Here is a 21297-nt window from a genome sequence, read left to right as displayed (position 1 = left end):
CATTATGGGAATTTTCAGTGGAATATTTAAATCGAGAGATGCACCCACAAACAGAACTGCAGGCAGTGCCTACAGTTTTTTTCTTGGTCAGAGTTCTGCCGGGAAAAGGGTAAATGAAAGAAGTGCCATGCAGACATCGGCGGTTTATGCCTGTGTCAGAGTCATATCAGAATCGGTGGCAAGCCTGCCATTACATCTGTACAGATACAACAAGGATGGTGGCAAGGAGAAAGCCATCGACCATCCTTTGTACCACCTGTTACACGATGAGCCAAACCCGGAAATGACGGCATATTCCTTTTTTGAGGTGGCACTTACCCATTTGCTTTTATGGGGCAATTCCTACAGTCAGATTATCAGAAATGGAAAGGGCGAGGTCATCGGTCTTTACCCGCTCATGCCGGACAGAATGACGGTAGACAGGGATGAGAAAGGACATCTCTATTATGAGTACATGGTATCTTCCGATGATGCCCCAACAAATAAAGGTTCCACAGTGAGGTTAAAGCCGGAGGATGTCCTGCACGTTCCGGGATTATCCTTTGACGGTTTGGTTGGATATTCTCCAATCGCAATGGCCAAGAATGCCATCGGTCTTGGTATAGCAGCCGAGGAGTATGGAAGTAAATTCTATGCAAACGGGGCTGCACCGAGTGGTGTATTGGAACATCCGGGGACACTCAAAGACCCAAGCAAGGTAAGGGAAAGCTGGACACAGACCTTTGGAGGTTCTGCAAATTCCAATAAGGTGGCAGTCCTCGAAGAGGGCATGAAATACACACCGATTTCCATCAACCCATCGGAGGCACAGTTCCTTGAGACAAGAAAGTTTCAGGTGACGGAAATCTGCAGGATATTCCGTGTTCCACCCCATATGGTTGCAGATTTGGAAAAGAGTTCCTTCTCCAATATTGAACAGCAGTCCTTGGAATATGTACAGTACACACTTCGCCCGTGGCTTACAAGACTGGAGCAGGCTATGGCACGAAGGCTGTTTACGGAAGAGGAGAAAAAGACCTATTTTGTGAAGTTTAATGTGGACGGACTCCTTCGTGGAGATTATCAGAGCCGTATGAACGGCTATGCCACGGCAAGACAGAATGGGTGGATGTCTGCAAATGACATAAGGGAACTGGAGAACCTTGACCGTATTCCTGCTGAACTTGGCGGGGATTTATACCTTATCAATGGAAATATGACAAAGCTGGAGGATGCGGGTATCTTCGCAGCCGATGGCACTAAAAATGGAGAGGAGGATTCCGATGAGGGACAAGAAGAAGTTCTGGAACTGGAAGAACAGGAAAGTTCTGAACCAGGAAACAAACGAAGAAATCGTAGAACGAACACTTGAGTTATACGGCACCATTGCCGAGGAGAGCTGGTTCGATGACGATTTTACACCTCAGATGTTCAAGGATGAATTGAATGCCGGAAGTGGTGACATTACGGTATGGATTAATTCACCGGGAGGTGACTGTGTGGCGGCTGCACAGATTTACAATATGCTCGCAAATTACAAGGGGAACGTCACAGTCAAGATTGACGGCATCGCAGCATCGGCTGCATCCGTGATTGCTATGGCTGGACATACAGTTTTAATGTCCCCGGTATCCATGATGATGATTCATAACCCTGCGACAGTAGCTTTCGGTGACCATACCGAGATGGCAAAGGCTATCGAGATGCTTGAGGGGGTTAAGGATTCCATTATCAATGCGTATGCGTTAAAGACCGGGATGTCGAGAGCGAAGTTATCCCGTCTTATGGATGCAGAAACATGGATGGATGCCACAAAGGCCGTGGAACTCGGCTTTGCGGATGACATTATCACAAGAAATGCTTTTCCTGAAAAGGAAGAGGAAGAGGATGAAGAAGAGGATGAGCCGAAGGAAGGCGAATCAGAGAAGCAAGAAAGCACCGAAGAGGATGAGAAAAAGAAATCATCCAATTCCGTGCTTTTTTCACGCAAGGCGGTAAACAATGCCCTTCTTAACAAGTTGGAGGAGCATTACAAAAAGCCAAGCGTAAATGTAACCAAGCAGGCAGAAATCCCTGCTGTAACCAAAACGGATGGTGTATCTGCAAATGAAATCAGAAACCGTCTGGAACTAATCAAAAAGTATATTTAAGGAGGAACTCGAACATGAGAGTACAGGAATTAATTGAGAAGAGAGCAAAGGTGTGGGAAACAGCAAAGAACTTTGTGGATACCCACGAGGACAAGAATGGTAATCTTTCTGCAGAGGATAAGGAAACCTACAGCAGAATGGAGGCTGAAATCGAGGAACTTACCAATTCCATCGAAAGACAGCAGAGAGCCGAGAGAAGGGAGCAGGAACTTTCCAAGCCTGTAAATTCCCCGATTACTGGAAAGCCTTATAAGGATGAGCCACAGGGAGAAGTAAAGACGGGACGTGCATCGGATGAGTATAAGAAGGCTATGCTTACAGCACTCCGTTCCAACTTCAGACAGGTATCCAATGTCCTTCAGGAAGGTGTGGATGCAGATGGCGGTTATCTTGTGCCGGAAGAGTATGACCACAGACTTATTGATGTGCTTACAGAGGAGAATATCATGCGTGGTATTGCCACAAAGATTACCACTTCCGGGGAGCATAAGATTAACATCGCAGCCACAAAGCCTGCAGCAGCATGGATTGAGGAAGGTGAGGCATTATCTTTTGGTGATGCGACATTTGAGCAGAAGATTCTTGATGCCCACAAACTCCATGTAGCAATCAAGATTACGGAAGAGTTGCTGTATGACAATGCATTCGGTCTTGAGAATTACATCATCACCGAATTTGGTAAGGCACTCGCCAATGCCGAAGAGGATGCATTCCTTAATGGTGATGGTGTCGGAAAGCCTACTGGTATCTTTGACAAGACCAAGGGTGGAGAATCCATCGGAACACTTACTGCAGCACTTAAGTCCGATGATATTCTTGACCTTATCTACAAGCTGAAGAGACCGTACAGAAAGAACGCATCCTTCATCATGAACGATGCTACCCTGGCACAGATTCGTAAGCTTAAGGATAACAACGGTCAGTACTTATGGCAGCCTTCTTATCAGGCAAATGAGCCGGATAAGATTCTCGGCTACAATATCAGAACATCTGCTTTTGCTCCTACAGATGCGATTGCCTTCGGTGATTATAAGTACTATAACATCGGTGACAGAGGTTCCCGTTCCTTCAAGCAGCTTAACGAGTTATTTGCCGGAAACGGTATGATTGGTTATGTTGCGAAGGAAAGAGTCGATGGTCTTCTTATCCTGCCGGAGGCAGTTAAGATTCTTGGTCTTAAGGCAGAAACAACCACAACGGCAACAAAATAGTAGCAATGGTTAAGGGAGCAGTGAAATGCTGCTCCCTTTTATGTGAGGTGGAAAGATGATAATTACACTTGATGATATGAAAAATTATCTGCGTGTTGACCACGATGATGATGACAAATTAATAAAAAGTCTGATTATATCTTCCGAGCAGTTATGCATGGATGTGGCGCGTATTTCAGATAAGGAATTATTCGAAAAACAGCCGTGTTCCAAAGTTGCTGTACTGTATGCAGTTGCATATTTGTACGAACACAGGGAAGATGCAAACCATCTGGAACTGACTCTTTCCATCCGTGCTTTGCTATCGGGAATAAGGCAGGAGGGATTCTGATGGATGTAGCACTTCTTAATGTGAAGATTACTTTTCAGAAAAACTCTGTTGAGGTTGATGCAATCGGTAACCATAAAAACGGATGGACAGATTATTATACCTGCCATGCCACGGTCAGTGGAGAGAGTGGTAATGAAAAGCATACAGCCGGGACAACGGTTGAGGATAGTGACCTTGCATTTACCATTCGGTGGTGCAGGAAAGCTGCTGAAATTGATGTCACGGGATACAGAGTAGTCTTTCATGGAGAACTCTATAACATCACATCGGTTGACCACATGAATTACAAGAAAAAGAGCCTTAAATTCAGATGTCAGAAAGTGAGGAGATAAGATGGCAAATGTATCAATCGACAATCTTGCCTCTGAAATCATGAAGGGTCTGCAAGAATATAAAGACCTTGCAACGGCAGATATGAAGACGGCTGTAAGAAAAGCGGGAAAATCAGTGAAGAAGGATATCCAGGCAAATGCTCCAAAGAAAACAGGTGCCTACTCGAAGAGCTGGTCAGTTAAGACCACGAAAGAGACTTCTGACTCTTTGGAACTTACAGTTTATTCACCAAAGAAATATCAGCTTGCACATCTCTTGGAAAAAGGTCATGCCAAAAGAGGCGGTGGAAGGACAAAGGCAATGCCCCACATCGCTCCTGCAGAAGAAAATGCAGTAAAGGAACTCGAAAATGACATCAAAAAGGCACTTGGAGGTTCGTGATGGAAGAGTTAGTGAAAATCATAGAAGAGATGGGTATCCCTTTTGCCTATGACCATTTTGCAGAAGGGGAAAGTCCTGACCCACCGTTTATCTGCTATCTTCTCCCGGACGATGAAAATTTCGCAGCCGATGGGAAGGTGTATTACAGGATAAGCGGAGTCAGGATAGAACTGTATACGGATTTTAAGGATCCGATATTGGAACAGAAAGTAACAGCCGTGCTTGACAGCCACGGCATTTTTTATGCAAGGAACGAGGTATGGATAGAGGATGAAAAACTCTATGAAGTAGCCTTTGAATTTGCAATGCCAGTATAAGGAGGAATCGAAGATGGCTAACAAGAAGAACAAGGTAAAGTACAACCTTAAAAATGTACATTATGCTCTGCTGAATATTGACGAGGCGGGCAATGTTTCCTATGGCACTCCCGTACCGATTCCGGGTGCTGTGTCAATCGGTCTTGATGCAAATGGTGAGCCAAGTAACTTCTATGCAGATGGGTATGCGTATTACACCATCAGCAACAACATGGGTTATGAAGGTGACCTTGAGATTGCAATGGTGCCGGAGTCCTTCCGTGTGGATGTACTGAAGGAACAGCTGGATGACAACAAGGTACTTGTGGAGAATGCAAATGTGGAAACTGCCAATTTTGCACTCCTGTTTGAATTTGACGGGGATATCAAGAAAATCCGTCATGTCCTTTACAAGTGTGCTGCAAGCCGTCCTTCCATCGAATCCCAGACAAATGAGGATGAAATCGAAGTGCAGACAGAGACACTTTCCCTTAAGGCAACACCGCTTGCAAACGGTTTTGTAAAGGCAAAGACCGGGGATGACACTACTGACGCTGTTTACCAGGATTGGTATAAAGCAGTTTATATGACATCCACCACAACAAATACAGAAAGTGAGGCAGAATCATGAGTATTGTAAAGAAAGTAGAAATCGATGGTAAGCAGGTGCCTTTCAAGGCATCTGCAGCCATCCCAAGAATTTACAGAATTAAATTTAACAGGGACATTTATAAAGACCTTCGTTCCTTGGAGAAGGCTGTGGGAGAAGGGGATGAGGAGAACTCAAATCTTGATTTGTTCTCCCTTGAGATGTTTGAGAACATTGCCTATGTAATGGCCAAACACGCAGACCCGAATATCCCGGACACCCCGGAAGAGTGGCTTGATGAATTCAATACCTTTTCTATTTACCAGGTACTGCCTTCCATCATTGAACTCTGGGGTCTGAATGTGCAGACGGAAGTGGAATCTAAAAAAAACTTCGCCCAACTGACCGCCCGATGACAACACCTTTATTTCTTCTACGATGCGTACAGCTTGGCATAAGCATTCGTGACCTTGACCTTCTTACTATTGGTCTTGTGAACGATATGTACGCAGAGAACGGGAATGATGATTATAAGGGGTATAAGGAACTGGCAACACAGGAAGACTTCGATAGATTCTGATTGAGAAATCAGCCTTTTTCTGCTATACTTTTTTATGGAAAAAGGCTGATGTTCGTCAGCGACAAATTTGAAGTTGGAGGATACACGCATGAAAATTGTAATCATTAATGGAAGTGCCAGAAAAGGAAACACGCTGACAGCAATCAATGCATTTATAAAAGGAGCATCAGAAAAGAATGAAATTGAAATCATTGAACCTGACAAACTCAACATTGCACCATGCAAGGGATGTGGTGTCTGTCAATGCTCTAAGGGATGCGTCGATAAGGATGATACAAATCCTACAATTGATAAAATTGCTGCCGCAGATATGATTCTTTTTGCTACACCAGTTTATTGGTGGGGAATGTCAGCACAATTGAAACTTATCATTGATAAGTGCTACTGCCGTGGATTGCAGTTAAAAAATAAAAAAGTTGGCACGATTGTTGTAGGCGGTTCTCCCGTAGACAGTATCCAGTATGAGCTGATTGATAAGCAGTTTGACTGTATGGCAAAATATCTTTCATGGGATATGCTTTTCAAAAAATCATATTACGCAACAGCCAGAGATGAACTTGAAAAAAACAAGGATTCCATGAACGAACTTGAGGGGATCGGAAAAAATTTATAAAGCACGTTCCAAATTTCAGTTTTTCAAAGTGAATCATAAGTAAAATAAATGTATAGGCATCAATCCTTAAATGGGTTGGTGCTTTTTTAATGCTCGGAGAAATCCGGGCATTTTTTATGCCTAAATTTAGGAGAGAGGAGGTAACCTATGGCAAGCAGAATACAGGGTATTACTGTTGAGATTGGTGGGGATACCACCAAATTGCAGACTGCCCTTAAGGGTCTGAACGGAGAAATCAAATCCACACAGACGGCTCTTAAGGATGTCGAGAAATTATTGAAAATGGATCCAGGTAATACAGAACTTCTTGCACAGAAGGAAAAACTCCTGGCACAGGCTGTGGATGAAACAAAACAGAAGTTGGAAACATTAAAAACGGCAGCTGAACAAGCGAATACTGCACTTGCGAATGGAGATATTTCAAAGGAACAGTACGATGCCCTTCAGAGGGAAATTGTGGAAACAGAACAGAACTTAAGAAGTCTGGAAACACAGGCAAATCAGTCAGCTACGGCAGTACAGAAGATTGCCGCCACGGGAGAATCATTAAAGACCACAGGTGATAATATCTCCAATGCCGGAAAGAAACTTCTCCCAGTAACGGCTGCTGTGACGGGACTTGGAACGGCATCGGTCACTACGGCTGCGAACTTTGAAAGTTCCATGAGTCAGGTGCAGGCTACAATGGGAATCACAAAGGATTCCATGTCGACACTTGATGGGCAGAGTGTTAATACGATGGATGCCCTTTCAAACCTTGCAAAGGAAATGGGTGCATCCACAGCATTTTCTGCTACGGAGTGTGCCGAGGCTTTAAACTATCTTGCTCTTGCAGGTTACAGCACACAGGAAATGGCAGATACACTTCCTACGGTTCTTAACTTGGCGGCGGCTGGTGGCATTGACCTTGCGTCAGCATCGGATATGGTAACGGATGCCATGTCTGCCCTTGGAATGGAAACTGCCGAAGCTGATACGATGGTAGACCAGATGGCAAAGACGGCTTCTACCACCAATACATCTGTTGCACAATTAGGAGAAGGTATTCTTACTATTGGTGCAACAGCAAAATCCATAAAGGGTGGAACGGCAGAACTTAACACGGCACTTGGTATTCTTGCGAATAATGGTATCAAGGGTGCAGAGGGTGGTACGCATCTTCGAAACATTATCCTGTCTTTGCAGAACCCAACCGATCAGGCGGCTGCGAAGATGGAGGCACTCGGTGTGTCTGTATATGACTCCGAAGGTAATATGCGTTCCATGAATGATATCCTTGGGGATTTGAATACAAGCATGGAGGGTATGACTTCCGAAGATAAGGCAAATATCATATCCACCATTTTCAATAAGACTGACCTGTCATCCGTCAATGCACTGCTTGCCAATACGGGAAGTACATGGGACAACTTACAGTCATCTATTGAAAACAGTGCAGGTGCAGCACAGCAGATGGCAGACACACAGCTTGATAATTTACAGGGACAGTTAACATTACTTAAGTCAGCTCTTGAAGGGCTGGCTATTTCTTTTGGTCAGTTACTGATGCCTGCATTAAAAAGTATCGTGGGTGCGGTGCAGAAGGTAGTGGATTGGCTAAACTCCCTTGATGAGGGTACGAAGAAAGTCATTGTCACGGTTGCACTTGTAGCTGGGGCATTGGGACCAGTGCTTATTGTTGTGGGGAAGGTAATCTCTGCTGTTGGTACGATTATGACGATTGTTCCGAAGATTGCCGGGGTTATCAATACTGTCAAAACAGCTTTTATGGCCTTGAATGCCACGATGCTTGCAAACCCGATAGTGCTGATTGTTGCAGCTATTGTTGCTCTGATAGCAATCTTTGTAGTGCTTTGGAATAAATGTGAAGGTTTTAGAAACTTCTGGAAAGGATTGTGGGAAGGTATCAAGAATATCGTATCTACAGTTGTGGAGGCACTTAAGGGTTTCTTTACCGGGGTTATCGATTTTGTGAAGAACAACTGGCAGGCATTACTTTTGATGCTTGTGAATCCGTTTGCCGGGGCATTTAAGTTGCTGTATGACAACTGCGAAGGGTTCAGGAACTTCATCAACGGAATACTTGAGAAGATTAAGACAGCACTCACAAATGCATGGACGGCCATTACAACAGGAATACAGACTGCTTGGAATGCAATATCAAGTTTCTTTACTACAATATGGGAGGGCATCAAGACCATATTCAGTACGGTACTTGAGGCAATCAAGACAGCAATTACCACCTATATCAATGCGTATAAGACTGTCATAACCACGGTGTTTAATGCAATCAAAACGGTTGTTACCACAGTCTGGAATGCGATAAAGACGGCTATTGATACGGTACTGAATGCAATCAAGACGGCAATGACTACGGCTTGGAATGCTATCAAGACCACGGTCACTACTGTGGTAAATGCCATCAAAACGGTCATTACCACAGTGTGGAATGCCATCAAAACAGCAATCACTACGGTTATGAATACCATTAAAAGTACGATAAGCAGTATCTGGAACGGCATAAAATCAACTATCAGCGGTATTGTGAATGGGATTAAGAGTACGGTATCCACCGTGTTCAACAATATGCTTTCCGCCATAAAAAATATAGTGGGAAAGATTGCATCTTCTATTAAGAGTGGATTTCAGACGGCTATCAGCTTTATCACGAGCCTTCCTTCACAGGCATTGCAGTGGGGCAAGGACATGATAATGGGAATCGTAAATGGTATCAAGAGTTGTATCAATGCCGTGGGAGATGCCGTTAAGAGTGTGGCTGACAAGATTAAGTCCTTCCTTCACTTCTCCGTGCCGGATGAGGGACCTTTGACGGAGTACGAGTCTTGGATGCCGGACTTTATGAATGGTCTTGCAAAGGGCATCGAGAAGAGTAAGGGTGTTGTTGCTAAAGCGGTGGAGGGGGTGTCACAGGACATGGTAATCAATCCGAATGTGAATGCAACCTCGGCTGCAATGGAAAGCACATCAAATTCATCTGCACAGAACACGGCAAGCATTGTGGGTGCAATCCATGATGCCATTGCAGGACTCAATATGCAGGGTGGTAACATTTCCATTCCTGTTTATATCGGAGGAACACTTCTTGATGAAGTGGTCGTGAATGCACAGCAGAGAATAAACCTAAGAAGCGGAGGAAGATAAATGGCACATATTCAATATTTGAACTTTGATGGAGAAGACCTGCCACTTCCTGTCAGCTATGATGTTGGCTTGTCGGATGTGGAGGCAGATTCGTCAGGGGAAACGGAAGCCGGGACAAGGCAGAGAGATCTGGTAAGGAGCGGGGTGGTGGAAATATCCTGCTCCTTTAATGTCAGTCCCACATGGCTTAAGAAACTGACTATCTTTCGGAACAGACCAAAGATAACAGTGAAATATTTTGACACAGGAACATTGGAGATAAAGCAGACACAGATGTACATTGACGGATTCAAGTCGGGACTACAGAAAGATACTTCGTTTAAGGGGTTGTGGACTGTGTCATTTACATTAAAGGAATTTTAGAAAGGGGTGGTCTGATGTATCCAGTCAGTGATGAGTATTTAACAGCAATTCAGGATAATACAAGGTCTTATTATTTTGAAGGCTGTATTACCACGAAGGCAGGCATTCAATATCCCTTTACCAATAAAGACATCGTAAAAGGCAGTGGCTATATAACCAACCAGTGCAGTGGAAATAATGAAATAGAGATTGGTTCCGTGTATGCTGCGGAACTCGGTATTACTCTTTATACGGATGTGGACAGATATACTTTGGAAGGTGCAACGGTGACCATCAGCTTTTTCCTTCAGCTGGCAACCGGGAACTATGAAGAAGTACCTCTTGGAATTTTTGAAGTGAGCGAGGCGAACAGAACCATTAACTGCCTTGCTATTAAAGCATATGATTATATGCTCCGATTTGATAAGGCATTCAAAAATAAGGTCAGCAGTGGTACGGCTTATGACCTGCTTTCCCTTGCCTGTGAGGAGTGTAAGGTGGAACTGGCACACACGCAGGAAGAGATAGAAAGCTGGAACAATGGAAAGATTCTGCTTGGTATCTATGGAGAAAATGACATAGAAACATGGAGGGACATTCTTTATTATGTGGCACAGGTGCTTGGGTGCTTTGCGACCATCAACCGTTTTGGGAAACTGGAACTTCGAAAGTATGGCAACACATCCGTGCTTGATATCCCGGACACACAGCGGTTCAGCAGCAGTTTTTCTGATTTTGTCACAAGATATACAGCCATCAATTCCACGAATAACAGGACACAGACAGCAGAGTATTATGCGTTGGACCCGGATGACGGTCTTACCATGAATCTTGGAGTCAATCCGTTGCTGCAGTTTGGACTTACGGAAACAAGAAAAACCATACTGCTCAATGTGTTAAATGACATTTCAAAGATAAATTATGTGCCGTTTGATTCGGCTACCATAGGAAATCCGGCATTTGACCTCGGTGACATCATAACCTTTTCCGGGGGACACGCAGATGAGAAACAGATTACCTGCATTACGAAATATGAGTTCAAAGTCAATGGAAAACACACCTTGCAGTGCGTTGGCAAGAATCCAAGGCTTGCAGAGGCAAAGAGCAAGAATGACAAGAACATCAGCGGTTTGTTAAATCAGGTGGAGGCAGGAAAGATTGTAGTACATACTTTCATGAATGCTTCGCCATATACCATTGGCTCTGTGGATACGGAGATTGCAAGCATTGAGTTTGCATCCAATGAGGATACAGATGCACAGTTCCATGCAAGCATTTTACTGCAGGTGGATGCAGATTCCGTGACAAAGACAGGAAAAGCAAAGGGAACGATTACCATTCCGTCAGCTGCATCCGGGGAGACGAATACTTCTGTGGACGCAGAACTGGATGTGAACCTTACCGATGATGGGCAAGCTGTGATTACGGTAACCTACATCATAAATGACAATGTGCTTACAACATATGTGCCGATTGAAACGATGCATTCCGGCAGACACATTTTGAATCTGTATTATCCGTTAAGCGGACTGGAGGCAAATGCCTATAACACTTTCAGGGTAAGAATGCGAATATCGGGTGGCATGGCACTCATTGACAGAGGACAGGGTATCTGTACCATAAGCGGACAGGGTCTTTCTTCCAATAATGTATGGGACGGCCGTCTTGAATTTACAGAGACCTTGGAAGAACTGATAGGAACAGCCGGAACAATGCCTATAAGGGAAACAATAGCATCCGCAAAGATGCATACGGAAGTTCCAAAGCCTGTAGGAATTACGGATTTGTTCTCGCTGGTTTCTTTGGAATCTTATGGTGTGATGGGGATGGCAGAAACAGTCAGAGTTAACCCTGTGATTGTAACGGAAACCATAGAAACTGCTGATGAGGCGGAGATGACCTTTAACAGATATTTTGTGAAGACGGATTCGGTATTTGAGTTCCAGACAAACTATAAGTTTACAAGTCAGGAATATCCTATTGATTCCGGCAGAATGGCAAAGGTGGTAACCAATACGGAGCAGTTTGCACGTATTGATGAATTGGAGGTGTCAGAGAATGGCTAATTACAGTTCCATTGAGGAAATGCTCAATACAACAGAAAATATGCAGCATCTGGTTGTAAGTACCGGGCATGACGATGACACCATGACTTTTGATGGTGTGGACTGGTTCATGTTTAATGGCATAAAGGCATCCAGCCTTTATGTCAGTGGTAACAGCTGGATAGGACTTGGGGCAAATACAGAACAGTTTCTTGTATGCCGAAGGGATGCCAAGATGTGGGATTTCTATAGGGAGGAGGCAACCCTCTTTAATGCGTACAGGGTTCTGAAAATCAGATGGGAAGGATATGCGCAGTACAACAGCACTTCTTTGGATGTCCGTCTTATCTATGAATGGTTCTTTTTTGAAACTGGGGATATTATGCTGAATCTGATACAGCCACCTAAGAGCAGTGGTTATCTTGGCAGTAACCGAATCAATGGTGGAGTGAGTCAGGATTTTAATGTTACGGTGGGGGTTTCGGAATATGTATCCCTCTATCATGAAGATGATACGGGTACGGCTTACACCCTGAAATATGAACTGTTGGATATCAATCCGCCTTATGACCACAGATATATGATTTCGGATAAAGACGGCAAGTATTACAGAACGGAACATGAAAAGGCATTTGTTGATGCCGTTGTGTTTAAAGGGTATCAGTGTATCCGAACAGGCATTATTCCAGATCAGGATACAAGGGTTGTGGTTACGCTCAATACTTCTTCATTTGGAGATTATGCTTTGTTCGGAGCAAGAACAAGTACATCCGAAGATAAATTTGGAGTATTTCTTACAAGTTCCACTCAGATTAGTGGACAATATGCCACGGAGTCCGTAACGGCAGAAGTAGATGATTATTCCGGCATTGATGTGACAGTGGAACTTTCCAAGGAAGGATTAAAGAGGGATGGAGTTGTGATTGCAGAGTTTACGGAGACAGAATTTGCCACACCCGTGGAACTTGTGATTGGAACCTATAACACAAACGGCACACTTGATTCAAGGTATTTCAAAGGACAGATTATAAAAATCGAGGTATGGCAGGGCGAGGAACAGCAGCTTGATTTGATTCCATGTGTGGATGAGAGTCTGCAGGTCTGCTTTTATGATAATCTGTCCGGGAACTGTTTTTATAACAGCGGATATGGAAAACTTGGGTTTGTGGATGCAGAAGGAAAATATGATGAGGCTACAAAGCTGGTGGAGGTTACTTTTGAAGAACTGACCGCAGAAATCTTTCGGTCAGAGGGATTTGAGGATTTTCCAAGGAGCGAGGTACTTACAAGACTTGTAAATCCGTCATTATTATACTGGCATGATTCCGAGGATGATTTGCCGACAATGGCAGTTACCCTTAAGGCTGTGCCACCTGTTCAGACTGTCTATTCAAAGAATACACAAATGATTGACAGCACAATCCTTGGAATAGAAAAGGTCGAGATTGAAGCAGACGATACGACCTTGTTTGCTTTCTCCTTTGATGCCGGGCAGACTTGGAAGGCATATATCGAGAATGCGTGGGTCAATTTATCGGAAGAGACAAGTGGCATGAGCAGGGAAACAGTGGAGTCAATCGGAACGGATGCCTGGGCAATTGCAAACGAGCAGATGCAGTACATGGTTCGGTTCACCCTGATTGAGGGCGGGTATTGTAAACGCATCATCATTCATTATATCAATTAGGAGGTGGGAAGATGCTGAAAGGAAAAGCGATTATAGAACTGAAAAATGCCGTAACAGGCGAGGTGGAGAAATACGAGGATGAGAATATGGTAACCAAAGCCATCCCGGATTTTTTCTCCCATAACATCGAGGGGCTGCTCTTTAATATGAATGGCAGTCCAAATGACCTAAATGGGAATATGATACCTCTTTGTAAAAATGGAATCGGTGGAATCCTTCTTTTTGCGGATCCATTGGTGGAGGATGAAAATGTGTATTATGCTCCGTCAGCGAATCCTTGTACCGGGTATGCATCCAATGATGTAAATTCCACGGCAAATGTCATGCGGGGAAGTTTGAACCTTACGGAAAGCATGAAACTGGACAAAGGCTATAAGTTCGTGTGGGATTTTGCAACCAGTCAGGCGAACGGAACAATCTCTGCTGTGGCTTTAACACATAAGTGGGGTGGTATCGGGTATATGGGAGATACCTATGATAATACGAATAAAAGGTGGCATATGAAGAGTATGGGGGTTGATGCCAATGCAACCATCAGAACTGCGTACATAAATGCAGTGGAAGTTAATTTTACAGGAAATTACATGATTACCATTGGCTTGAATACCAGTAATGAAATTGTTATTCAGAGAATCAGAAAGGCATACAGAACCGTAGGTTTGAATGATACCATGATTGATAACCAGATAATTATTATGGAAGAAAACAAGATTACACCTACAATATTTATTATGAGCAATCCAAGTAATAACAGTGGTAATTATGATTTCTTTGATGGTAAGGATGGATACTGGTATGGTTTCTGGCATGATGCAAACAGCAGTGGAAATGCAGTAGTAAAGTGGATAAAGATAAAGAAATCTGATTATTCATTTTCGGAAGGTACATGGACATTGGATAACTGTCAGTTACAGAATGCAGGATATCGTTCTGGGTATAATACGTGGCCGGGCAGAAATGTTCAGAGTGTTTTGTTGAACGGATATCTATATATGATGGCATACAATAAACAGTCTGTGTACAAGATTAACGTGAATAATGCAGCGGACGTTACTCAAATAAAGCTGGGGTTTACATCCAACTATAGCTGCCAGGGTGAGTATTATCGAAATACGAGTATGTATATGTTTGTTCTTGGAGACTGGGTCTGCGGTTCTGATTTTCGAATTGCGTCCGATGACACGGTTTATAAGTGTGCAAACTCAATGCCTGTAGGATATTCAGGAACCCCACTTTTTGAGTATGGTCCTTTTTATATTTCCTATGGTGGTTATGACAGCAGGTCGGTAAGAAGGGATTTCTTTATGAGGACACCTTATCTTGCCACCATCAATAATCTGTCTACCTCGGTTATTAAGACGGCAGACAAGACAATGAAAATCACATATACGATTGAGGAGCAGTAAGCATCTATCAGAAATGGTAGGTGCTTTTATTATGCACAAATTTGAAGGGAGGAAGGCTCATGAGTGAAAAAATCATGGAACTCATTACATGGCTTGGTGCGTTGGGAATACCATCCATCTTTGCCATGACAGTTTGGTGTATCAGATGTTGTCTTCAGTACACCAGACAACTGAAAGTGCTGGCAAAGGCACAACAGGCACAGATGAGGTCACAGCTTTTGGAACAGTACCATTTTTATATGGACGATGGCTGGATTTCAGAGGAACACATGGAGGATTGGGAAAATCAGTACCAGGCATATCATAGCCTTGGTGAGAACGGAATCCTCGACAGCAGACGGGCAGAATTATTGAAACTGCCAAATAGAAAACCAAATAAGGAGGAACAGGACAATGAGTAATTATTGGAAGAAGTGGCTTACAGCAGCCGGAATCAGAGCAGTCAAGACCGTGGCTCAGACAGCGGTCGCAACGATTGGTACATCTGCCGTTTTGGGAGATGTGAACTGGATTATGGTGGCATCTGCATCAGCACTTGCTGGCATTTTGTCATTGCTTACAAGTATTGCAGGTATCCCGGAAGTGAAGGAGAGTGATGAGTAATGAAACTTGTGGAGAGTATTCTTACAAAGAATCCGTGCTATACGGCAGGAAGAAAAATTGAAGTAAAAGGTCTTATGTTGCACTCGGTTGGATGTTCCCAGCCGAGTGCTCTTGCTTTTATCAAGAACTGGAACAGTCCGTCATTTGACAGAGCCTGTGTTCATGGCTTTATTGATGGAAATGACGGCACGGTTTATCAGACACTTCCGTGGAATCATCGTGGGTGGCATTGTGGTTCATCCATCAATGGTTCTGCGAACAATACCCATATCGGGGTGGAGATGTGTGAGCCATCCTGCATTACCTATGTTGGCGGGGCAACATTCAAGTGTTCTGACATTGCTACGGCAAAAGCTGTGGCAGAAAGAACTTATAAGGCAGCCGTGGAGTTGTTTGCCATGCTCTGTAAAAAGTTTTCATTAGACCCACTCGCTGATGGTGTCATCATCAGCCACAAGGAAGGACACAGCAGGGGAATTGCATCCAATCACGGTGATCCGGAGCATTTGTGGTCACAGCTTGGAATGGGATACACAATGGATACCTTCCGTAAAGCCGTGAAATCTGCAATGAGTGACTCTGAAAACAAGAAAGAGGGTACACAGGCAGCTGTGTTTGCAGGGCTTTCAGAGAAAGATGCCGTGTCGGTTATTGGGGAATTGTGTCGAGAAGATATGAAGAAGAGTGGCATCCTTGCATCCATCTCGGCAGCACAGTTTATTCTTGAAAGTGGATATGGTAAGAGTGAACTCGGGCAGAATGCCAATAATATGTTTGGCATGAAGAAATCCTTGTCCGGGAACACATGGACAGGCTCTACTTGGGATGGCACATCCGTTTATACCAAGAAGACACAGGAGCAGAATGCAGATGGCTCATATGAAACCATCACGGCTGATTTCAGGAAGTATTCCTGTGTGGAAGATTCGGTTGCAGACCATTCTGCATATCTGCTTGGTGCCAAGAATGGAAGGTCACTCCGTTATAAGGGTATTAAGGGAATGACAGACTACAAGAAAGTAGCACAGCTTATCAAGGATGGTGGCTATGCGACTTCCCTTACCTATGTAGATAAGCTGTGTTCCATTATCGAGAAGTGGAATCTGACACAGTATGATGTTTTGGAAACACAAGAACCTGTACCATCAACACCAGATACCGTGACGGAGTTCCCGGCTACACCATTTACAGTTAAGGTTCTCATTGATGATTTGAATTATCGTAGCGAACCATCAATGAATGGAGCGGTTAAGGGACAGACAGGCAAGGGTGTATTTACCATTGTGGAAGTGAATGACGGATGGGGCAGACTTAAGAGTGGAGCAGGTTGGATCTGGCTTGAAAATCCATCCTACTGTACCGTTCAAGGTACGGTTACAGAAACACCAAAGACCTCAAGTACCAAATCGGTAGACGAGATAGCAAAAGAAGTCATCCGTGGAGATTGGGGAAACGGGGAGGAGCGTAAGAAGAAACTTACGGCTGCCGAATATGATTATTCTGTTATTCAGAAGAAGGTCAATGAAATATTGAAATAGTATTTTTTACAGGCTTGGAGGGAGAAATCCTTTCAAGCCTTTCTTTTTTCGCCAATTTTCTCGTTCATTTCTATTCCTTCTGTAATTGGGAGGATTGTAAGGGTTGTAACTTTTCCCGTCTGTGAAGGGAAAAAGATTCAGAGAAAATAGGAAAGTTATGGTTTTCCTTACTAACCCATTTAGAAGGGAAAAATCCTACCGCCCATTTTTGATTTTTATGTCCGTGGGATAGTGAAGGGAAAACATCATAACGATGAAACCAGAAAAGTTATTCCCTTCAAGTTCGATGGAGGTGGATACGATGAACGATACACAAAGACAACAGATAGAGAAGTTAAGAGCAGAGGGATTAAGCTACGGAAAGATATCTGACGCACTTGGACTTAGCACCAATACCATAAAAACTTACTGTAGGAGACACGGACTTGGCGGAGTAGTCGCAACACCTGCTCCGATTGATGAAGCCGGGCATTTCTGCCTTTGCTGTGGAATCCCTGTTGTGCAGACATCTGGGAGAAAAGAAAAGAGATTCTGTTCAGACCGTTGCAGAAATAAGTGGTGGAACAGCCATCTCGACCAAGTGCAGAGAAAAGCCAATTATGAGTATGTATGTCCATGTTGTAAAAAGCCGTTTACAGCATATGGAAATAAGAACAGAAAGTATTGTTCCCATGAGTGCTACATAGAGGACAGATTTGGGGGTGGCAGCCATGACTAAGGAACGGATGGAAGAAGAAAAACGCTATCTGGCCACGATGTCCATTGCCAAGAATCTCTTAAAGCAGGGCATTATTTCAGAGGAAGAGTACTGTCAAATTGATACAAAATTCAAGGAACAATATGCCGTATCTTTCTCCACATTATTCACGGATATTAACTTGATAAACTACGGGAAATGCGGGAATATGTGACACTGACAAGGAGGGATTATATGGCGAAAATACGAAGGATTGAGCCAAATATACCAAGGCTCGGTGGAAGAAAAAGAGTGGCTGCTTATGCCAGAGTTTCAATGGAAACAGAACTCTTACATCATTCGCTTTCTGCCCAGGTCAGTCATTACAGTTCCTTAATACAGAGCAATCCTGAATGGGAATATGCAGGTGTTTATGCTGACGAAGGAATCACAGGAACATCCACAAAGAAAAGGGATGAGTTCAATCGGTTGATGAAGGACTGCGATGCCGGGAAGATTGACCTTGTACTGGTAAAGTCCATCAGCCGATTCGCAAGAGATACGGTTGATACGCTTAATGCCACAAGACACCTAAAGGATTTGGGAATAGATGTTTTCTTTGAGAGAGAAGGAATCCATTCCATGTCCGGCGAGGGAGAACTGCTCCTTACACTTCTTGCTTCTTTTGCGCAGGCAGAGGCAGAGAGCATCTCTGCAAATGAGAAATGGTCAGTTCAAAAGAGATTTGAAAGAGGAGAACCAAACACGGGTATCCTTTGCTTTGGTTATGATTGGAACCCTGAAACAAAGAGCCTTACCATCAACGAAGAGGAAGGTAAATGGGTCAAGTATATTTATGAACAGTATCTTGGCGGGGCTTCCATTAAAGGGCTAACCCTCGACCTAAAGGAAAAAGGTGTAAGGGGTAAGCGGGGAGATTTGATGGGAAGGACTACACTTCGCAGGATTCTTTCTACAGAAACCTATGTGGGAGATTTGCTTCTTCAAAGATATTTCTCCCCGGAAATCCATAAGCCAAAGCTGAACGAAGGTGAAATGGAGCAGATACTTGTATCGAATGCGCATGAACCACTTGTTAGCAGAGAAGATTATGCGAAGGTTCAGGAAAGGCTAAATAGAAGGGCAAAGGCAGCACACAACCACGGATATGAAAAGACTTTCTTTGCCGGACTTGTGAAATGCGGTAAGTGTGGGTATGCCTGCAACCATGTTCTTTATCATAGGCAACCTGCAGACAAGGCTTATATTGAATGTAACAAAAGAAAGACCAAGGAGTGTGATTTACTTCCCATCAGAGAGTTGGAGTTAAAAGGCATAATGGAGCAGATAGCCGGGTGCAGGGAGAATGTGGAGCGAATTACATTATTTGACGGACACATTGATTTCCTTATGAAGGACGGCACAGTAAAGAGTCACATTAGGAAATATTCGGGAGATGGATTTAACAAAACGCCATTTTCAAGAAAAATCTTCTGTGGATACTGTGGTTCGAGTATTGTGCGAATGGGTGGCAATAAAAGAAGAACCTGTTGGATGTGTAGTGTAAAGAAAGCTGATAAAGCCGGATGTGAGCATGAACTTATGTCGGATGGAGAACTGTATGGTGCAGCCCAATCCATCCTCGGCACGGAAGAAAACTTGGATATGGAGATTTATCTACAAATCGAGAAAACCATATCTTACAATGACAGAATCGAATTTTATATGAAGGAAGGAGGCAAAAAGGTATGGCAAAGACGATAACGAGAATCCCGGCATCGGTCAACAGATATACAGCAAAGCCAATAGCAGAGAAGACCAAGCGTAGAGTTGCTGGCTATGCCCGAGTTTCAACGGAGCATGAAGAACAGGCTACCAGCTATGAGGCTCAGATGGATTATTATACCAACTACATTACTTCCCGTGATGATTGGATTTTTGTCGGGATGTATTCTGATGAGGGTATTACAGCTACAAACACCAAAAGAAGAGAAGGCTTTAATCAGATGATTGAGGATGCCCTTGCCGGAAAGATAGACCTTATCATCACAAAGTCGGTCAGCCGATTTGCAAGAAATACTGTTGATTCCCTTACAACGGTCAGGGAACTGAAGGAAAAAGGTGTGGAGATATATTTCGAGAAAGAGAATATCTGGACCCTTGATGCAAAAGGGGAGCTTCTTATTACGATAATGAGTTCCCTTGCACAGGAGGAATCCAGATCCATTTCAGAGAATACCACATGGGGAAAAAGAAAAATGTTCGCAGACGGAAGGGCGAGCATTGGATTTAAACATTTCCTTGGGTATGACAGAGGACCAGATGGCGAATTTATCATCAATGAAGAACAGGCAGTAACCGTCAGATATATTTACAAGCGCTATCTTGAGGGGTATTCCACATACAAAATTGCCTGCGAACTTACTGAAATGGGAGTGAAGACCCCTGCTGGGAAAGATAAATGGCATCCAAGTTCAGTGATGAGTATCCTTCAGAACGAAAAGTACAAAGGGGATGCCCTTTTGCAGAAGACTTTCACAAAGGACTTTCTGACTCATAAGCTGGTAGTGAACAATGGAGAAGTACCACAGTACTATGTGGAAGGACACCATGAGGGCATTGTGACAGCCGACCAGTTCGACCAAGTTCAGGCAGAGATTTTAAGGCGAAAGGGAATGCAGAAGTACAGTGGAGTTGGATTGTTTTCTTCCATAATAAAGTGTGGAGAATGCGGCTCTTGGTACGGAGCCAAGGTCTGGCATTCCAATGATAAGTACAGAAAGGTCATCTACAGATGCAATAACAAATATGCTGATGGCTGCAAGTGCAAAACACCACACATCAACGAGGATGAACTAAAGGAATTGTTTATCAAGGCGGCCAACGAGTTATTTTCTGAAAGGGAAGAGATTCTTGCCAACACCAAAGTTATGATGGAAATGGTCTGTGAAACGGATTCCCTTGACAGGGATTTACAGGATAGCATCACAGAACTTAATATCATCTCGGAGCAGATGCAGATTGCCATTGCAGAGAACAGCCGGGTAGCATTAGACCAGGATGAGTATGAAAAACGCTATGCCGAACTTACGGCAAGGTATGAAAAGGCAAAAGCTAAGTATGATGACATCGCAGAGCAGATAGAAAGCAAGAAGGCGAAGAGAGAATTATTTAAAGGCTTCATTCGAACTTTGGAGAAGCAGGATGGCTTAATGGAAGATTTTGATGCCGGGATTTGGAGTAGCCTTGTGCAGGAAGTGATTGTTAAGACCAAGGATGATATAAGATTCATATTCAAGAACGGATTTGAAGTAAGAGTATAGAAATAGGATTTGATGGCACTCAGGCAGAAATGCTTGGGTGTCATTTTTTTGT

At 43.6% G+C, this 21297-nt stretch carries 23 protein-coding genes; all 23 read left to right on the top strand.

All coding sequences use genetic code 11. The features are described from left to right. The first annotated feature begins 4 nt into the window (after nucleotides 1-4). The 23 genes from HBB17_RS16040 (at nucleotide 5) to HBB17_RS15930 (ending at nucleotide 21245) form a co-directional block, all read left to right on the top strand. Complete coding sequence (locus HBB17_RS16040) at nucleotides 5-1351, top strand: phage portal protein (protein WP_167958511.1); 1347 nt, start codon at nucleotides 5-7, stop codon at nucleotides 1349-1351. After that, on the top strand, nucleotides 1263-2129 hold the full coding sequence (locus tag HBB17_RS16035; RefSeq protein WP_167958510.1) for a head maturation protease, ClpP-related: 867 nt from the start codon (nucleotides 1263-1265) through the stop codon (nucleotides 2127-2129). The genes HBB17_RS16040 and HBB17_RS16035 overlap by 89 nt, the downstream gene beginning before the upstream one ends. Nucleotides 2130-2143: 14 nt before the next feature. After that, nucleotides 2144-3340, top strand: a complete 1197-nt coding sequence (locus HBB17_RS16030) for a phage major capsid protein (RefSeq protein WP_167958509.1) — start codon at nucleotides 2144-2146, stop codon at nucleotides 3338-3340. Between the two features lie 55 nt (nucleotides 3341-3395). Further along, nucleotides 3396-3671 (top strand): head-tail connector protein, encoded by a 276-nt coding sequence (locus tag HBB17_RS16025; protein WP_167958508.1) that lies wholly within the window; start codon nucleotides 3396-3398, stop codon nucleotides 3669-3671. Next, nucleotides 3671-4003, top strand: a complete 333-nt coding sequence (locus HBB17_RS16020) for a phage head closure protein (protein ID WP_167958507.1) — start codon at nucleotides 3671-3673, stop codon at nucleotides 4001-4003. The genes HBB17_RS16025 and HBB17_RS16020 overlap by 1 nt, the downstream gene beginning before the upstream one ends. A gap of 1 nt (nucleotide 4004) precedes the next feature. Continuing rightward, complete coding sequence (locus tag HBB17_RS16015; protein WP_167958506.1) at nucleotides 4005-4385, top strand: HK97 gp10 family phage protein; 381 nt, start codon at nucleotides 4005-4007, stop codon at nucleotides 4383-4385. After that, nucleotides 4385-4702 carry a hypothetical protein gene (locus HBB17_RS16010; protein WP_167958505.1) on the top strand — a complete coding sequence of 106 codons (318 nt, stop codon included), beginning with the start codon at nucleotides 4385-4387 and terminating at the stop codon, nucleotides 4700-4702. The genes HBB17_RS16015 and HBB17_RS16010 overlap by 1 nt, the downstream gene beginning before the upstream one ends. 13 nt (nucleotides 4703-4715) lie before the next feature. Next, nucleotides 4716-5312 carry a major tail protein gene (locus HBB17_RS16005; RefSeq protein ID WP_167958504.1) on the top strand — a complete coding sequence of 199 codons (597 nt, stop codon included), beginning with the start codon at nucleotides 4716-4718 and terminating at the stop codon, nucleotides 5310-5312. After that, on the top strand, nucleotides 5309-5686 hold the full coding sequence (locus HBB17_RS16000) for a hypothetical protein (protein WP_167958503.1): 378 nt from the start codon (nucleotides 5309-5311) through the stop codon (nucleotides 5684-5686). The genes HBB17_RS16005 and HBB17_RS16000 overlap by 4 nt, the downstream gene beginning before the upstream one ends. Then, a complete protein-coding gene (locus HBB17_RS15995) occupies nucleotides 5683-5850 on the top strand; it encodes a hypothetical protein (protein ID WP_167958502.1) in 168 nt (55 codons plus the stop codon). Before HBB17_RS16000 ends, HBB17_RS15995 begins: the two co-directional genes overlap by 4 nt. A gap of 88 nt (nucleotides 5851-5938) precedes the next feature. Continuing rightward, a complete protein-coding gene (locus HBB17_RS15990; protein WP_008119059.1) occupies nucleotides 5939-6463 on the top strand; it encodes a flavodoxin family protein in 525 nt (174 codons plus the stop codon). A 147-nt stretch (nucleotides 6464-6610) separates the two neighbouring features. Next, entirely contained in the window at nucleotides 6611-9625 is a 3015-nt protein-coding gene (locus tag HBB17_RS15985) for a phage tail tape measure protein (protein WP_167958501.1), read from the top strand. Then, entirely contained in the window at nucleotides 9626-9988 is a 363-nt protein-coding gene (locus HBB17_RS15980) for a hypothetical protein (RefSeq protein ID WP_167958500.1), read from the top strand. 14 nt (nucleotides 9989-10002) lie between these two features. Beyond that, nucleotides 10003-12033 carry a hypothetical protein gene (locus tag HBB17_RS15975; protein ID WP_167958499.1) on the top strand — a complete coding sequence of 677 codons (2031 nt, stop codon included), beginning with the start codon at nucleotides 10003-10005 and terminating at the stop codon, nucleotides 12031-12033. After that, nucleotides 12026-13699, top strand: coding sequence for a hypothetical protein (locus tag HBB17_RS15970; RefSeq protein WP_167958498.1), 1674 nt, complete (start codon nucleotides 12026-12028; stop codon nucleotides 13697-13699). The genes HBB17_RS15975 and HBB17_RS15970 overlap by 8 nt, the downstream gene beginning before the upstream one ends. A gap of 11 nt (nucleotides 13700-13710) precedes the next feature. Further along, nucleotides 13711-15105: a hypothetical protein gene (locus HBB17_RS15965; RefSeq protein WP_167958497.1), complete on the top strand. Its 1395-nt coding sequence runs from the start codon at nucleotides 13711-13713 to the stop codon at nucleotides 15103-15105. 59 nt (nucleotides 15106-15164) lie between these two features. Continuing rightward, nucleotides 15165-15506, top strand: coding sequence for a hypothetical protein (locus HBB17_RS15960; RefSeq protein ID WP_167958496.1), 342 nt, complete (start codon nucleotides 15165-15167; stop codon nucleotides 15504-15506). Then, nucleotides 15499-15708, top strand: a complete 210-nt coding sequence (locus tag HBB17_RS15955; protein ID WP_167958495.1) for a holin — start codon at nucleotides 15499-15501, stop codon at nucleotides 15706-15708. The genes HBB17_RS15960 and HBB17_RS15955 overlap by 8 nt, the downstream gene beginning before the upstream one ends. Then, the gene (locus HBB17_RS15950; RefSeq protein ID WP_167958494.1) at nucleotides 15708-17246 is read left to right on the top strand and encodes a glucosaminidase domain-containing protein; all 1539 of its coding nucleotides are present in this window, start codon (nucleotides 15708-15710) and stop codon (nucleotides 17244-17246) included. The genes HBB17_RS15955 and HBB17_RS15950 overlap by 1 nt, the downstream gene beginning before the upstream one ends. A 301-nt stretch (nucleotides 17247-17547) precedes the next feature. Next, nucleotides 17548-17964, top strand: a complete 417-nt coding sequence (locus HBB17_RS15945) for a helix-turn-helix domain-containing protein (RefSeq protein WP_167958493.1) — start codon at nucleotides 17548-17550, stop codon at nucleotides 17962-17964. Continuing rightward, a complete protein-coding gene (locus tag HBB17_RS15940; RefSeq protein ID WP_167958492.1) occupies nucleotides 17957-18157 on the top strand; it encodes an SHOCT domain-containing protein in 201 nt (66 codons plus the stop codon). Before HBB17_RS15945 ends, HBB17_RS15940 begins: the two co-directional genes overlap by 8 nt. Before the next feature lie 20 nt (nucleotides 18158-18177). Continuing rightward, on the top strand, nucleotides 18178-19686 hold the full coding sequence (locus HBB17_RS15935; RefSeq protein WP_167958491.1) for a recombinase family protein: 1509 nt from the start codon (nucleotides 18178-18180) through the stop codon (nucleotides 19684-19686). Beyond that, a complete protein-coding gene (locus HBB17_RS15930; RefSeq protein ID WP_167958490.1) occupies nucleotides 19671-21245 on the top strand; it encodes a recombinase family protein in 1575 nt (524 codons plus the stop codon). The genes HBB17_RS15935 and HBB17_RS15930 overlap by 16 nt, the downstream gene beginning before the upstream one ends. Nucleotides 21246-21297: the final 52 nt, after the last annotated feature.

Source organism: Anaerosporobacter faecicola, assembly GCF_012070565.1.
In the GTDB taxonomy this organism is placed as follows: Bacteria; Bacillota; Clostridia; order Lachnospirales; family Lachnospiraceae; genus Anaerosporobacter; species Anaerosporobacter faecicola.
This window is presented reverse-complemented; position numbering and strand designations above follow the sequence as displayed.

Excerpts from the sequence above, each read along its gene's own strand:
- HBB17_RS16040 (WP_167958511.1), top strand. The coding sequence starts at position 5 with ATGGGAATTTTCAGTGGAATATTTAAATCGAGAGATGCACCCACAAAC.
- HBB17_RS16035 (WP_167958510.1), top strand. The coding sequence starts at position 1,263 with ATGAGGGACAAGAAGAAGTTCTGGAACTGGAAGAACAGGAAAGTTCTG.
- HBB17_RS16030 (WP_167958509.1), top strand. The coding sequence starts at position 2,144 with ATGAGAGTACAGGAATTAATTGAGAAGAGAGCAAAGGTGTGGGAAACA.
- HBB17_RS16025 (WP_167958508.1), top strand. The coding sequence starts at position 3,396 with ATGATAATTACACTTGATGATATGAAAAATTATCTGCGTGTTGACCAC.
- HBB17_RS16020 (WP_167958507.1), top strand. The coding sequence starts at position 3,671 with ATGGATGTAGCACTTCTTAATGTGAAGATTACTTTTCAGAAAAACTCT.
- HBB17_RS16015 (WP_167958506.1), top strand. The coding sequence starts at position 4,005 with ATGGCAAATGTATCAATCGACAATCTTGCCTCTGAAATCATGAAGGGT.
- HBB17_RS16010 (WP_167958505.1), top strand. The coding sequence starts at position 4,385 with ATGGAAGAGTTAGTGAAAATCATAGAAGAGATGGGTATCCCTTTTGCC.
- HBB17_RS16005 (WP_167958504.1), top strand. The coding sequence starts at position 4,716 with ATGGCTAACAAGAAGAACAAGGTAAAGTACAACCTTAAAAATGTACAT.
- HBB17_RS16000 (WP_167958503.1), top strand. The coding sequence starts at position 5,309 with ATGAGTATTGTAAAGAAAGTAGAAATCGATGGTAAGCAGGTGCCTTTC.
- HBB17_RS15995 (WP_167958502.1), top strand. The coding sequence starts at position 5,683 with ATGACAACACCTTTATTTCTTCTACGATGCGTACAGCTTGGCATAAGC.
- HBB17_RS15990 (WP_008119059.1), top strand. The coding sequence starts at position 5,939 with ATGAAAATTGTAATCATTAATGGAAGTGCCAGAAAAGGAAACACGCTG.
- HBB17_RS15985 (WP_167958501.1), top strand. The coding sequence starts at position 6,611 with ATGGCAAGCAGAATACAGGGTATTACTGTTGAGATTGGTGGGGATACC.
- HBB17_RS15980 (WP_167958500.1), top strand. The coding sequence starts at position 9,626 with ATGGCACATATTCAATATTTGAACTTTGATGGAGAAGACCTGCCACTT.
- HBB17_RS15975 (WP_167958499.1), top strand. The coding sequence starts at position 10,003 with ATGTATCCAGTCAGTGATGAGTATTTAACAGCAATTCAGGATAATACA.
- HBB17_RS15970 (WP_167958498.1), top strand. The coding sequence starts at position 12,026 with ATGGCTAATTACAGTTCCATTGAGGAAATGCTCAATACAACAGAAAAT.
- HBB17_RS15965 (WP_167958497.1), top strand. The coding sequence starts at position 13,711 with ATGCTGAAAGGAAAAGCGATTATAGAACTGAAAAATGCCGTAACAGGC.
- HBB17_RS15960 (WP_167958496.1), top strand. The coding sequence starts at position 15,165 with ATGAGTGAAAAAATCATGGAACTCATTACATGGCTTGGTGCGTTGGGA.
- HBB17_RS15955 (WP_167958495.1), top strand. The coding sequence starts at position 15,499 with ATGAGTAATTATTGGAAGAAGTGGCTTACAGCAGCCGGAATCAGAGCA.
- HBB17_RS15950 (WP_167958494.1), top strand. The coding sequence starts at position 15,708 with ATGAAACTTGTGGAGAGTATTCTTACAAAGAATCCGTGCTATACGGCA.
- HBB17_RS15945 (WP_167958493.1), top strand. The coding sequence starts at position 17,548 with ATGAACGATACACAAAGACAACAGATAGAGAAGTTAAGAGCAGAGGGA.
- HBB17_RS15940 (WP_167958492.1), top strand. The coding sequence starts at position 17,957 with ATGACTAAGGAACGGATGGAAGAAGAAAAACGCTATCTGGCCACGATG.
- HBB17_RS15935 (WP_167958491.1), top strand. The coding sequence starts at position 18,178 with ATGGCGAAAATACGAAGGATTGAGCCAAATATACCAAGGCTCGGTGGA.
- HBB17_RS15930 (WP_167958490.1), top strand. The coding sequence starts at position 19,671 with ATGGCAAAGACGATAACGAGAATCCCGGCATCGGTCAACAGATATACA.